This is a genomic window from Mycobacterium sp. H4Y (genome assembly GCF_000364405.1).
GTDB classification, from domain to species: domain Bacteria; phylum Actinomycetota; class Actinomycetes; order Mycobacteriales; family Mycobacteriaceae; genus Mycobacterium; species Mycobacterium intracellulare.
Genome location: NZ_AKIG01000001.1, coordinates 2,149,878 through 2,163,017 on the forward strand (window position 1 = coordinate 2,149,878; position 13,140 = coordinate 2,163,017).

At 63.6% G+C, this 13,140-nt stretch carries 9 protein-coding genes and 2 pseudogenes; 6 read left to right on the forward strand and 5 right to left on the reverse strand.

The features are described from left to right. Nucleotides 1-35 precede the first annotated feature (35 nt). Nucleotides 36-2,381, reverse strand: coding sequence for a copper-translocating P-type ATPase (locus W7U_RS09515; RefSeq protein WP_008257346.1), 2,346 nt, complete (start codon nucleotides 2,379-2,381; stop codon nucleotides 36-38). A gap of 59 nt (nucleotides 2,382-2,440) precedes the next feature. Next, a complete protein-coding gene (locus tag W7U_RS09520; RefSeq protein ID WP_008257347.1) occupies nucleotides 2,441-2,731 on the reverse strand; it encodes a DUF1490 family protein in 291 nt (96 codons plus the stop codon). A 278-nt stretch (nucleotides 2,732-3,009) separates the two neighbouring features. Between W7U_RS09520 and W7U_RS09525 the strand changes: the two genes are divergently transcribed. After that, on the forward strand, nucleotides 3,010-3,450 hold the full coding sequence (locus tag W7U_RS09525) for a heavy metal-responsive transcriptional regulator (protein WP_008257349.1): 441 nt from the start codon (nucleotides 3,010-3,012) through the stop codon (nucleotides 3,448-3,450). A gap of 1,069 nt (nucleotides 3,451-4,519) precedes the next feature. Then, a complete protein-coding gene (locus tag W7U_RS26445; protein ID WP_154074424.1) occupies nucleotides 4,520-4,663 on the forward strand; it encodes a hypothetical protein in 144 nt (47 codons plus the stop codon). A gap of 842 nt (nucleotides 4,664-5,505) precedes the next feature. Here W7U_RS26445 and W7U_RS09530 read toward each other — a convergent pair. From W7U_RS09530 to W7U_RS09535, 3 genes and pseudogenes are all read right to left on the reverse strand, one after another. Beyond that, nucleotides 5,506-6,229: pseudogene (locus W7U_RS09530) on the reverse strand (zf-HC2 domain-containing protein). 143 nt (nucleotides 6,230-6,372) lie between these two features. Beyond that, nucleotides 6,373-6,468, reverse strand: a pseudogene (locus W7U_RS26170) (RNA polymerase subunit sigma); the annotation flags it as partial. A 1,197-nt stretch (nucleotides 6,469-7,665) separates the two neighbouring features. Next, nucleotides 7,666-8,043 carry a BlaI/MecI/CopY family transcriptional regulator gene (locus W7U_RS09535; protein WP_033712913.1) on the reverse strand — a complete coding sequence of 126 codons (378 nt, stop codon included), beginning with the start codon at nucleotides 8,041-8,043 and terminating at the stop codon, nucleotides 7,666-7,668. Nucleotides 8,044-9,902: 1,859 nt separating this feature from the next. Between W7U_RS09535 and W7U_RS09540 the strand changes: the two genes are divergently transcribed. The 4 genes from W7U_RS09540 to W7U_RS25480 all read left to right on the forward strand — a co-directional run bounded on the left by W7U_RS09540 (nucleotide 9,903) and on the right by W7U_RS25480 (nucleotide 12,838). Next, nucleotides 9,903-10,523, forward strand: a complete 621-nt coding sequence (locus tag W7U_RS09540) for a cation transporter (RefSeq protein ID WP_020822717.1) — start codon at nucleotides 9,903-9,905, stop codon at nucleotides 10,521-10,523. 103 nt (nucleotides 10,524-10,626) lie between these two features. Then, entirely contained in the window at nucleotides 10,627-11,589 is a 963-nt protein-coding gene (locus tag W7U_RS09545; protein WP_008257362.1) for a cation diffusion facilitator family transporter, read from the forward strand. Nucleotides 11,590-11,639: 50 nt separating this feature from the next. Continuing rightward, nucleotides 11,640-12,380, forward strand: coding sequence for a DUF1275 family protein (locus W7U_RS09550; RefSeq protein WP_008257363.1), 741 nt, complete (start codon nucleotides 11,640-11,642; stop codon nucleotides 12,378-12,380). A gap of 122 nt (nucleotides 12,381-12,502) precedes the next feature. Beyond that, nucleotides 12,503-12,838, forward strand: a complete 336-nt coding sequence (locus W7U_RS25480) for a zf-TFIIB domain-containing protein (protein WP_008257365.1) — start codon at nucleotides 12,503-12,505, stop codon at nucleotides 12,836-12,838. The last annotated feature ends 302 nt before the right edge of the window (nucleotides 12,839-13,140 follow it).

The following is a 13,140-nucleotide window of genomic DNA, read 5'->3' on the forward strand; positions in this document are numbered from 1 at the left end:
CATACGGCGTGGCGCAACGCCTAATGCATGGCTCCTCATTTCAGAGCGACCACTGATTTGCGTACGCCCAGCTGGGCCTCGCGACCGAAGCGGCGGAGCCGCAGCGAGTTGGTTACCACGCTGACCGAGGAGAACCCCATCGCGGCACCCGCCACGACCGGGTTCAACATGCCGAGCGCGGCGAGTGGGATTGCGGCGGTGTTGTAGCCGAAGGCCCAGCCGAGGTTCTGATAGATGGTGCGCAGGGTCTGCCGGGAGAGTCCGATCGCAGACACGACACCGTCGAGCCGGTCAGACATCAGGGTGATGTCGGAGGCCTCGATGGCCACGTCGGTGCCGGTGCCGATGGCAATGCCGAGGTCGGCCTGCACCAGGGCGGGGGCGTCGTTGACGCCATCGCCGACCATCGCGACCACCTTGCCCTCGTCCTGGAGCCGACGAACCTCGGTGACCTTGTCTTCCGGCAACACCTCGGCCAGCACCTGGTCGATGCCGACCTGGTTCGCGATTGCGTTCGCGGTGCGGGCGTTGTCGCCGGTAATCATGGCGACCCGCAGACCCATGGCGTGCAGTTGACGGACCACGTCGACGGCGTCGTCTTTGACCGTGTCGGCCACCGCGATCACGCCCACCACGTGACCGTCGCGGCCGACGAATACCGCGGTGCGGCCCTGCTCTTCGAGGTCTGCGGCGGCAGCAGCCAGGTGGTCGGGCAGCTCCAGATCGTGCTCGTCGATGAGCTTGCGCCGCCCAACCAACACCGGCCTGCCGTCAATCTCGGCGCGCACCCCGTGCCCGGCGACGTTGGTGAACGCAGTGGCGGCCGGGATCTCCAATCCCCGCTCATGCGCATCGGCGACGATCGCCGCACCGATCGGGTGTTCGGAGCCCGACTCGACTGCGGCGGCGATCCGCAGCACCAGATCGGGCTTGCGCCGCTTGCCGGCAACGACCTCGGTCACCCGCATCTGGGCGCGGGTGAGGGTGCCGGTCTTGTCGAACACCACCGTGTCGATCTTCTTCGAGGCTTCGAGCACCTCGCCGCCCTTGACCAGGATTCCCAGGTCTGCGCCCCGGCCGGTGCCGACCATGATTGCCGTGGGGGTGGCCAGGCCCAGCGCACACGGGCACGCGATGATCAGCACCGCCACCGCCGCGGTCATGCCACCGATCGGGTTGCCTGCAAGCAGCGTCCACCCCGCAAACGTCGCGACGGCAACAGCAATAACGGCCGGAACGAACACGGACGAGACCCGGTCGGCCAGCCGCTGGACCGCGGCCTTGCCGCTCTGCGCCTGCTCGACAAGCCGCACAATCTGCGCCAGCGCAGTATCCGCTCCGACCGCCGTGGCGCGCACCGTCAGTAGCCCATCGGTGTTGACTGTCGCGCCGGCAACATGGTCACCCACCGTTTTCTCGACCGGGACGGACTCGCCGGTCAGCATCGACTCATCGACGGCGGCGCGCCCGTCGATGACTTCGCCGTCGACCGGGATCTTCTCCCCCGGCCGCACGCGCACCAAGTCTCCGACGCGGACCTGATCGACCGGCACGCGGCGCTCCTCGCCGTCCACAAGCAGCGTGGCTTCCTTGGCACCCATCTCCAGCAGCTTGCTGATCGCCTCGCGCGCCTTGCCTTGGGCTCTGGCCTCGAAATAGCGGCCCAGCACCACGAACGCGATGATCAGCGCCGAGGTGTCGAAGAACAGAGGCCCACCGGCAAACAACTGATAAGTGGAGTAGACGAACGCGGTCAATGTGCCCAGCGAGATCAGAGTGTCCATGTTCGAGGTCAACTCCCGTGCCCGCTCGACCGCCCCCCGGAGGAACGGCCACCCGGCGACGAATTGCACCGGCACCGTCGCGGCGAACGCCAACCACCCCGCCCAAGGGTAGGCACCGAAGAACATTGTCGAAGCCATCGCTACCAGCCCCAGCGGGAAGGCCAACCACACCCGCCGCCACCACTTGCGCCGCTCGCGCCGACCCTGCTCGTCCGGCGACAACTCGCTCCCGATGACCGGCCCGGACCCGCAGCCGCCGCAACTCTCGCCGTCCGTAGTACGGTCTTGCACATCACGGCGCAAGCCGAACAGCGCCAACCCGATCCCACTGGCAATTCGTCGCAGCACACCGGTCTTTGGAATATCAGCCGAGTGCGGGGCCCGCGCGGGCACCGATTCGGCGGGGATGTGCTCGGCTTCGGCGATCGCCGACAGCACGTCAGCGGTGTCGCAGGCTTGGGGCATGTACCAGACCACCACGGATGCGGTACGCGGATACGCTTGCACGGCCTGCACGCCGGTCACTTGGGAGACCATCTCCTCGATCGCAACGGCCCGAATCGCGTCCACACCAAACCCGGTGACGCGCACACGCATCCGCCCCGACGCATCGGATACAACTTTCAATGCGACGTCGCCGTCAAGGACCCCAGTAGTCATTTGTCGTCGCTCGAGTCGACCACCGTCAGTGGTCCAGCTTCCTCCCCGGCGCGCTCTTTGGCCTCAGCCACCACGTCGGCGACCGTCAGTCGAGCCTGCTCGGCGCCCGCCCCGGCCTTGCGCTCGGCCTCGCGGACAACGCGTATGCCCCAAGCGGTAGCGATGACCGTCGCCTTCCGCAACGGAGCCTTCCCCGCCGCCTTGCGCAGTGCCTCATACGCGGCAACCCCGACTACGCCGGTCACCAGCGTGGGTACCGCCTTCACCAAGAATCCGTGCAACACCATTCCGAGTAGTCCCTTTCATGTCATGCAAATCGTTGACCCGTCAGTGGGTTCAACTTCGGTGGTGTCCGCCGTGATGACCGGGCTGAAGAGACCATCAAGCCATTACCGCGGGCGTCATAGGCCAATTACTGGCGTACAAGCCGGCAACAATTTCTGGCACCGAGGTGACTTCTGGACTCACCGAAACCAACCGTCAACCTTGAGCGCACCTCCGCTGCTCGCGATTGCCATGAATCCAGTGTTATCCTTCCAGTGCACTGGAAGGTCAAGGAGGGCGCATGAAGATCGGCGAGCTGGCCAAACTGACCAACACCAGCACCAAGACGATCCGCTTCTACGAGGACTCGGGGCTGTTACCGTCGCCCGCCCGCAGCGCTTCGGGGTATCGCGACTATGGACCCGAGATCGTGGATCGGCTGCGGTTCATCCATCGCGGTCAAGCGGCCGGGTTGACCCTGCAGAAGGTTCGCCAAATCCTGGCGATTCATGACCGCGGCGAGGTGCCGTGCGGGCACGTCCGCCAAGTCCTGCATAGCCGCCTTGACCAAGTCCGCGCCCAGATCGCCGAACTCGTCGCGCTTGAGGGCCACTTGCAGACCCTTCTCGACCGTGCATCACGCCATGCGCCGACCAAACATGACCATTCCACCGTGTGCTGGATCTTGGAAAACGACCTGGACGCCCCAGAAGCCGCCGAACTCACGGACGCCCGTGGCTAGATCGGTACCCTGGCGGGACCAGCACGTGCACGGTCTCCCAGGGCTCATGCGCGTTTGCGTAGGCAGTAGTGGGTTCATCGAGTCAGACTTGCGGATGTCTGTGACAGGTCGGGCTACACCTTGGCCATGACTGGTCAACGAGCTCGTCGAAGCCGCCGACGACAAACAACTGACCAAGGCCACCTACTGCCAGGGGCGTGTGGATCTTCTGCTGCTTGATTGGCTACACGGAACTAGGCACGTGCAGCGCCGACCTGCTCTTCCAGGTTTTGACCAGCGGAGGAAAGAACGCTATCGCGATCGCCAGCAACGAAGCCTCCTCACGGTGGACAAACCGTTTACCGCCCCACGCTTCTGCGCCGCCATTCGCCCGACTTACCTTCGGCGGCGCCATTATTGAACCGGCACCGCCTCCTACCGGCTGGCCCAGACCCGAAATCTAACGTCTCAGCCCCGCTGAATCCGTGCCGCGGGCGCGTCGATCAGGCTAACGGCGCCGAGCATCATTCAGCGCCGCCAGCACGCGCTCCCTGGTCGGGAGGTCCAGCCGGCACGCATTGGCGATCAATGGGGCACCCGGTGTCATGACATCGACACCATCAACGAGCACGGTCGGCGATGGATATGCACCGACTCTTTCCACCACTCGCTCAGCGAAACCAACCTCGGACAGACAGTCCACGAGCAGGCGCCGAGCCAACGCCGCATTTGGACACCCCGGGCTCGTGAGTAGCTCTGCACGCATACACCCAGCTTCGCTCACCCGGCATCCTCAAGCATCCTAAGTGGGCCAATTCATACCCCAGTTCATGTTGACATAGCGACCCGGGTGACGGATGGACTCTTATTGCCACCGAATTCCATATGCACCCTGCGCAGTTGATTTGCGGCCAACCGAAGGAGACGACCAGTGGAGTAGCAGCCACGCGCGTGGGCGGTCATGGACGGACGCGCGCGAGCCGGCTGTCCTTCGAGCACGAATTTCTCTGCTGCGGAACGGTTTCAGAGTTAATGCGTGGCCTAGGAACCTCTGGATGCGGTTGCTAGGCCATTCGGCTACGGTCGCGGCGTGACCGGGACCGAAGGAGTAGTCGACGTCGACGACGGCGGTTGGCCAGGCATCATCGGCCCCATGCCACCGGGCCCCATCATGCCTCCCATTCCGCCGCCAGACCCGCCCATCTCACAGCGCATCATCTGCGGTCCGCTGTGATGCTCCCAGCGGGAGCCAAGGAACAAGCCCGAAAAAAACACCGCACCCACGACGAAGACAACACCGGCGGTGATTCCCACCACTGCCGCGACCTGACCTAGACGGCTGGATCGAGGGCTCGGTTTTCCGGCCGTGGATTCGCTTGGGGCTTGGGGTGTTTCAGTCATGTGCATCTCCGGGTTTCGCTAGATAATATTACGTTGCTTGGAAGGCCGTTCCACCCTTGACGTTCGCGCCAGCTGGTCAAACGCCTCGGAAATATTGTGGACTCGACCCGATCAGATTCGCTGCCAGCATCGAATACCAGTATGCGGGTTGCGACGGAGCAATCCTCTTTCCTATCTGTCAGCGGCGCCAATCCCTCAGGGGTCACCGATGCAGCACTATCTACGTACACATATAGTAGATGATTAAACGATAAAGCGCACAGGCCTCCCCGGTCTGAGTAACCGTCGAGGTCCAGCGATGATCGGCGTCGCCCGTCGGAGAATCGGCCTCGTGCACACGCACGCCTTGACGCAGTGATTCATATCAATAGCCTGTGAAGGAACGTTTACCCTCGACGAGTTCTTACAGAATTGGGCGTGGGCCTGTCCACTGACAGCATCGGCGGGCTACGCGCCGGTGACCGAAGACGCTACGGGACTTCCTTAACGGCGATCCCATGAGCGGCAACCCTGCTGCCGTGCCCTCAACGCGCACGACGCCCTCAACGCGCACGACGAAATCGTCCTGACCTACGGCACCGTCCAGCCCGGAGAACTCATACCGACCCAGAACAACTTCGAGGCGGGGCCGTAGCGCTGCGCGTCGCATCACCATTGTTGCGGCTACTGTCGAGGCTAGATCGAGCGCTGGAGCATCACGTGGCCGTTGTCGGCCAAAACAACTTGTACTGTGGCGATCTGGGTAACTGGCATCGAAATGCTGCCGGTGGGCGCCGCCGTATGGCCTGGGATCGCCACCCACGTCGCCAGCCGGGTCAGGCTGCCGTCGCGGCTGACGACGACCAACGCCACCGTATCGTGAGGAGCATCGGGTGGAGCTAGGCACACGAAATTCAGCGCGATGTTTGTACCCCACTGCTGGCCGCTAAGCGACCGTCGATGCCAACAGGGTCGTCCCGATTTGGTCCATCGGCAGTGCCGGCAGGGCCGTCTGTGGCGGCGATGTCGGGAACCTGCCGTGAACCCCAACTAGCACACAGATCGTCAGGATGACGGCAGCGGCTGCCGAGACCACCCAGGTCATCCTGCGGCTTCGAACGCGGTGTAAACGGACCGCTGCTTGCATCGACGGCAGCAACTCTGGAGGCATCTCGGTTGCTCCGGATGGGTGGTCTGCCTCGTTGATCGCACAAACCTCACTGCGGTCGAGTTGTGCCAGCATGGCCGGAATGCCGCTGAGCTCGGCAACGGCCTGACGGCATTGCGGGCAGCCGGCCATGTGCGCCTCGAATTCCCGCCAATCGGTGGCCGACAGTGATCCCAAGACGTACGCGGCATCCCACATCACGTGGAGGTGGTTGTCACCAGGCGGGCCAAGTCCGCGTAACGATATCATCATCGCCCTCCATCCCTAGCTACTAGCAGGCATTCGGGCTCGAAGGCACACGGATCGGCCTGCCGGACGGCTTTTGGTCTCGAGCCAATTGCCTTGCATCATTTGGCTTTCGCCGCCAGCTGGCATCGCAATCGCCGGTAGCGCGGTCAACGTGTCATCCCGTCCTCTTGCAGCGAAAGCCGTTGTGCCCGAGCGACATAGCGCAATCGGGACTTGACCGGTCCCTCAGCGATTCCGAGGTCCCCCGGAGTAGCGTTTCCCAGACCACGACTTTGGCACGACAAGCGCCACCCATCAATCGCAACGCGGATCGTCACAAGACGGCAGCCTGATCGACGTCGCGAACTGTCACCGCCGCTTGCAAATCCGATCCGCCGATGACCCTTGGGCACTTCATCACCTCCTGCTATATCACGAGGGAAGCACCTGGCAAGTTCACCAGCCGAAGCGTCACCACCTTGATCATCTACGACAGTCGGTACGTAGACGCAGTTTCATATCCCGTAGTCACGATTGTTTCGTCCGACTCCTCGACTACGCGCGGCCGAACGTGTTCATCGTCGCGCGACCGGCTTGGCCCGTGACACGAGTAGCCGGACGCGGCCAGAGCCGCATCATCTTGGTCCGTTGCCGGAAATTTCGAATTGATCTACTATCTGTGTACATAGATAGTAGAAATGCATATCGGACTCCGTCGCCCGACCGATTCTGGCGGGGCGTCGCCGTCTAGGTGGGCGATACGGTTGGGGCAGTATCGGCTTTCAAATCCCGCAGTCGCGTGGTGATCGGTAACGAGACGGAGGTAATACGCTGATGATGTCGTATGGCGGCGATGGCTGGGTTTGGTGTAGCGCGTTATTCAACACGTTGGGGGTGATGGTGATTTTGGGTGTCATCACCGCGGCCGTGGTGCTTGCGGTTCACCTTAGCGGCGCGGGACGAAGCGGCCCGTCAGCGGGAGGAGATGGCGCGTTTGCTCGGGTCGGATCACCTCATGCGCGCGGCGATACGGAAGAGGATGAATCTTACCGCCGGTTGATGTAGGCGGGCGAGATGCGATGACTGCGCGAGTAATTGACCGTGTACAAATGATTTGGGGTAGCTGACCGCAGCGCGGAGTTCGTTTGGTATGAGCTCGACCCCGCCGACGCTGTACCGCGATACTGGGGTGGCTGCCGCCTACGGCGACGCGCAGGGGCCACCATCGCCGTAAGAACGTCTGGTCCCGCGTTGTCTGGCACCATCCGAGCTCATGCCCGCGAGGTGAGTGGTTTCGTGCACGACGGGATACCACGACGATGCAGGACGTGATGGACGGGGCCGGCGGGCCCGTGGGACCACCATAGCGGCCCGCGATCACGAGATGACTTTCAACAATACGTCTGCAACGCAGCCCTATTCGATGCGGTAAAGGCAGCACTCTGGCGGCCCGGTAATGGTTACTTGCGCCGGGTTCTTCTGGCCAGACGCTGCAACGCAGCACGCAAATGCGCGGATTCCTCGGGACTGATCTGTTCGAGAAAGTGGCTGAGCACCAGTTCAGAGCGCCCCCCGGCGTCAAACACCTCGCGCATCAGTTGCGCACTGTGCTGCTCGCGGGTCAACGCCGGCCAGTACCGGTAGGCCTTGCCATCTCGCTCACGCGCCAGCCACCCCTTGGTGTGCAGGTTGTCCATGGTCGACATCACTGTCGTGTAGGCGATCTCGCGTTCAGCGGCCAGCTCGTCAAAAATCTCGCGGACCGTCGTGGTTCCATCCCGGTCCCAGATGCGGTCCATCACCACCGCTTCCAACTCCCCGAAGCCCCGCACCCGCACCGTCACCCTCCGATCCGCACAGCATTCGACGTCGGTCGCCGTCATACACTAACTACGTACGCACATAGTAGATTACCCATGGCCGACACACAATGTCGGATGTCTGATCACGACGGCGGCGAAACCCAATCAACGTGTTGCCGGCGTGTTCGTTTCCTGCCGTTGGGAGACCGTCGAAACGCAATTGTCGCACCGACGCATCGCTTCGATCGCCCGCCACGACTTCGGCGACCATGTCGGGTAACGACCCGATACGCTCTTATTCGGTTATGGAAACAATTGCCGCTGGGCCGTCGTCGTGTACTGACCGTCAGCTGCGCTCTACTTTTTGCCCCGCGCCGCCGCCCGGTGCGAGTCCCATGGCCGGCACCACCCGCATGTTCGGGCGCCTCCGAACTCATCGCCGCCAGCTTGGTCAATCCCGCCGCCCGCCCACTGCCTTGCCTATTCCTTCCTTATGTAGGCACAAACCAGTCGAAATGGCGTTCGCGCTACGAATGCGCGTCCACGTCAGCTATTGAGGTTGGCGGTCCGCGTTTCGGAGGCGCCTGGCGGCCCGGGAAGCGCCGGTGTGGTCAGTGGGCCTACCTGGACCAGGTAGGCGTCGAGATTCCAGATTTTTCTAGCATCCTGGGTGATTCAGCCACGCGTTGAGCGCCAAGCAAGCGATTCGGGCATTGTGCATCTCGGAGACACAAAACGGAGCTTGGCTGCCTCAGCGAACCTCCATTGTGCCGAAGGAGAACCAACACCGCCATTCAGGATTCAACAAGAAACGAGCGCCTCACACGCCGCAGTTTCGATCTGAAAGACACAGCAGCCCCCCAGGTTGCAATGTCGGAGGCACACGCCTAGCGCTGCTACATTTGGAAGCACTGTGCATAGCGACCTTCTCAAGCTTCCCCTGCTGCGATCGGCCATCGCCATCATCGCGGCACTCTGGTTGCTGGGTGGTGCCGCCGAGCACGCGTGGCACGCGGCCGCCACGGTTGATGCGGCTCAGCAGTCGGGTAGCTCATCGAGTGGTGCACTAGCGGTTGATGGCGATCACGCGCAGTGCGACAGCGGGCTGTCGCACTCCTGCCTCGTAGCGACGGCGGTGGCGGATGTCCCGCGCTGGGATGACGCGTTTCTGGTGTACGCCGGGGTCGCGGCGGTGGCCGTTGTCGGTTATTGCTTTGTGTGGGCGCGACAGGCCAAACGAGGTCCACCCCGAGGGCCCGCTACACCCGTCGCCGGTCAAGACCTGCTAACACGATTTTGTCTCGCACGACGCTGATAGGTCGACGCCACATCACACGGCGTTGCACGGTCTACCGGTAATCCCGCTGCTTGATTGACGAGCATTCTTTCACGCGGGCTGGGTCGAAGACCTGTCGATATTTTCGATGAGTTGACCCGGCAGCCAAGCTGCGTCGCGTTATCTGGCGTCCTCACTCACCATGCGGCCCAGGGCCAGTCGGCCGCGTCTAAGAACAGTGAAGCGACGCCACCTGAGTCGTTTCGTCAAATGCCTTTGTCGTTCGGGAGGATTTTGATGCGCCACCACACCATCGCGCCCGGTCTCCGGCCGCGGTTCGTGACACCGCCCGTCAGCGGACCGCTGAACCCGCAGAGCCAGTCATGGAAATAGTTGACTCAGTCGCCGCCCGCGGCGTACTAATGAGCGCGGCGCCATTCATCGCTAAAGGCACCGAGCCAATCGGCCCAACGGCGTGTATTTCGCAGCGTTGTCACCGCGAGTCTAACGGCGCGCTCGGCTCACTCGTGGAGCGAGTCTCATGACGCAGTTTGGATCAGCCGCCACCCCGGGAAGCGACGACCTTAGCTGTTGCAGCACGACCACTTCGAGAACAGCGATGACATTTCAACGCGATTCCCGATGGCACGCTGCCGCACGATGGGCGCGATGGCTGGCTTGGGTCAGCCTGATCTTTGTGGTCGCCGAAGGGGCCCTCGGCCTGTGGCAGGGCGTGGCTACAGGATCTGTCGCACTGACCGCATGGGCATTAGGAAGCGCGCCCGAGGCGATGGCCAGCCTGGTCGTGATTTGGCGGTTCAGCGGCACGCGAACCTTGTCCGAGACGGCCGAGCTCCGTGCGCAACGTGGCGTAGCGGTGTCGTTTTGGCTCAGCGCCCCCTACATTGCCGCTGAATCCCTGCACCATCTACTCAAAGAGCACGTGTCACACACGTCGCTGGTCGGTGTTGTCTTGACGGCTGCCGCCTTGGTGCAGATGCCGATCCTGGGCCGCGCGCAACAGAAACTCGGCGCACGGCTGGGCTCGGGCGCCACGATCGGCAAGGGCATCCAAAACTATCTGTGCGCCGCACAGGCGGCCGCAGTCCTCCTCGGCTTGGCGGTCACCCTCGCATGGCGCAACGGATGGTGGTTAGACCCCGCCATCGGGCTGGGCATCGCCGCCGTCGCCGTCTGGCAAGGGCGGCGATCGTGGCGCGGCGAGGATTGCGGATGCTAGGCCCGGGCCGGATGAACGGCACCGCAATACTCGGCACGGTCATTGCATATATCGCGATATACGCATAGTTTGTCGACATGGATCGGGCAGCCGGGGGACGTCAATGAACGCGGACCATAGCCACACCCACGGGCATACATCGGCAGATTCTGACCGGCGATGGCTGGGCGGTGCGCTGGCGGTGATCGCGGGGTTCATGCTGGGTGAGGTGGTCGTGGGGATCATCGCGGGCTCATTGGCGTTGCTCTCCGATGCGGCACACATGCTCACCGATGCGGCCTCGATTGCGTTGGCGTTGTGGGCGATTCGGCTGTCCGCGCGGCCGGCGGCAGGGCGGATGACCTACGGGTGGCGGCGCGTGGAGATTTTGTCCGCGCAGGCCAACGGCGTGACCTTGCTGGTGTTGGCGGCATGGCTGGCGTATGAGGCGATCAAAAGGCTGATCCATCCGCCGCAGGTCACAGGCGCACTGGTGCTAGTCACTGCGCTGGTCGGTGTGGTGGTGAACCTGGTGGCCACGTGGATGATCAGCCGGGCCAACCGGGCCAGCCTGAACGTCGAGGGCGCTTTTCAGCACATACTCAACGACTTGTTCGCCTTCATCGCCACCGCCGTGGCCGGGGTAATGATCATGGTCACCGGGTTCGGGCGTGCGGACGCGATCGCCACGCTGGTCGTGGTGGCGCTGATGCTGCGAGCCGGCATCGGATTGGTGCGGGCCGCTAGCCTCGTTTTTCTCGAGGCCGCGCCCCAAGGTATCGATCCGGACTCGATCGGGCGGGCCATGGCCGCTCACGATTCCGTCGTGGAAGTTCATGATCTGCATGTGTGGGAAATCACCTCAGGTGAACCGGCCCTGTCGGCGCACGTGATCGTCGCGCCGGGCCGCGACTGCCACGCCACCCGAAACGACTTGGCGCAGCTGCTGGCCCACGAATATGGCATCTCCCACACCACGTTGCAGCTCGACCACGAAGCCTCCGAAATCGGCAGGCAGGATGCAGCCGGCGAGCATGCGCACTGCGAGGATCCACACGGCCCGACGCATCGTTTTACCGGCGCCTGACAAACCCACCACGGACCATACCCAGCCTCCGGTCACCGGAAGGAGAAACCATGCCGCACACGCCAACCCGCGAAACACGCGAGCTGCGGGTATTGGTACTGGGCTACAACGGGCTGCTGGCCGCGATCGCCGGGTTCATCAACTCGGTGGCACTGCTGGTCTTGACGTTTCCGGTGGGCAACCTAACTGCATTGAGCACCAAGCTGGGCATGGACTCAGCCAATCCGCTGCTGTACGAGAGCTGCATGATCGCACTGATCGTAGGCGGATTTCTGGCCGGAGCCGCCGGGGCCGGAGCTGTACTGGCGCCGGTGCAAACCCACACCAGTGCGCGCCACGCCGCGGTCCTGCTCGCCGAGGCCGCGCTGCTGGTGGCCGCAGCCGGTATCGAGATTCCCGGGTTCAAGGCGCTGCTGGCGGCGGCCGCGTGCGGGCTGCAAAACGCGATGACCTCGAACTCGCCCGGGATGGCAATCCGCACAACGCACTTCACCGGCACCATCACCGACCTCGGATTGATACTGGGCCGCAGCCGCCGCCACGGGATGGACAAGTGGAAGGCCGCGGTGCTCACGACGACCGTGGTGCTATTCGTCGGCGGCGGCGCGACGGGCGCCCTCATTGGCGGCCGGTTCGGCCACAACGCACTGCTTCTTCCAGCTGCCGCCTGCCTGGCTGTCGCGATAGCCAGCCTGCTGTATAGCCGGCGGCGCAGCACCCGATTGGCCCGCGCGATATCGGCCCCCGAGCGCTCGCATCGCTCCCTTGCTGATCAGGCGACGGCGGGGTAACCGCAGAGTCCAAGCCATGCGCATTCGTATATGCGCATGCGTTTATAGTTTGTTAGTCTGGGCGGGTAAGGCATCGCCGTTGCCTGATTAGGGAGGTCCAAATGGCAGACGAGCGCGGATCAATGGAGGCCAAAGAGTCAACGCTGCTGTGTCCGCGGTGTGTGTCGCAGATGCTGCCGGTGCAGCGCTTCGGCGTGACGATCGATCAGTGCACGGGTTGCGGCGGCGTCTTCCTGGACCGGGGCGAACTAGAGCAACTCTCCGAGGCCGAGGCCAAGTTCTACGCCGCCCAACAGCCACCCCAACCCGCGCCACCGCCGGGAGGGTATGCGCCTGCGCAGTACCCAGCGCAGCCCGTGTACGTCGAAAATTCCCGCCCTAGAGGATTTTTGGGTGGATTGTTCGGAGAGGGCTATTACGGTGGTCACCACGGAGGATATCGGGGCGGACACCACTGACGATTGCGCCGGCGGCATTGCCTTCAACTTCCGTGCACGCCCGACCCAGTGGCCTCCACATCCCACAGTCGCGCACCGGCAAGTTTATCCAGCCCAAATGTTGAGTCGCCGTCGGCGGCGGCCAGCGGCGATCGGACAGCCGGGCTCGCATCTGACCAACTTCACGGCGCATGGCGCCGTCGTGAGGCCCTCCCCCCTTGATGGACCGGTTAGTACCGAGGCCCCCTCACGCTGACCACCCCGCCGGCACGACGCCTGGCAGTCGCAGCCGATGCAGGTGCTACGCGCGGGCTGGCGGCTGC

Bases quoted from the DNA above. Each gene is read 5' to 3' on its own strand.
- W7U_RS09515 (WP_008257346.1), bottom strand. From the start codon at position 2,381: ATGCGTGTGCGCGTCACCGGGTTTGGTGTGGACGCGATTCGGGCCGTT.
- W7U_RS09520 (WP_008257347.1), bottom strand. From the start codon at position 2,731: ATGGTGTTGCACGGATTCTTGGTGAAGGCGGTACCCACGCTGGTGACC.
- W7U_RS09525 (WP_008257349.1), top strand. From the start codon at position 3,010: ATGAAGATCGGCGAGCTGGCCAAACTGACCAACACCAGCACCAAGACG.
- W7U_RS09540 (WP_020822717.1), top strand. From the start codon at position 9,903: ATGACATTTCAACGCGATTCCCGATGGCACGCTGCCGCACGATGGGCG.
- W7U_RS09545 (WP_008257362.1), top strand. From the start codon at position 10,627: ATGAACGCGGACCATAGCCACACCCACGGGCATACATCGGCAGATTCT.
- W7U_RS09550 (WP_008257363.1), top strand. From the start codon at position 11,640: ATGCCGCACACGCCAACCCGCGAAACACGCGAGCTGCGGGTATTGGTA.
- W7U_RS25480 (WP_008257365.1), top strand. From the start codon at position 12,503: ATGGAGGCCAAAGAGTCAACGCTGCTGTGTCCGCGGTGTGTGTCGCAG.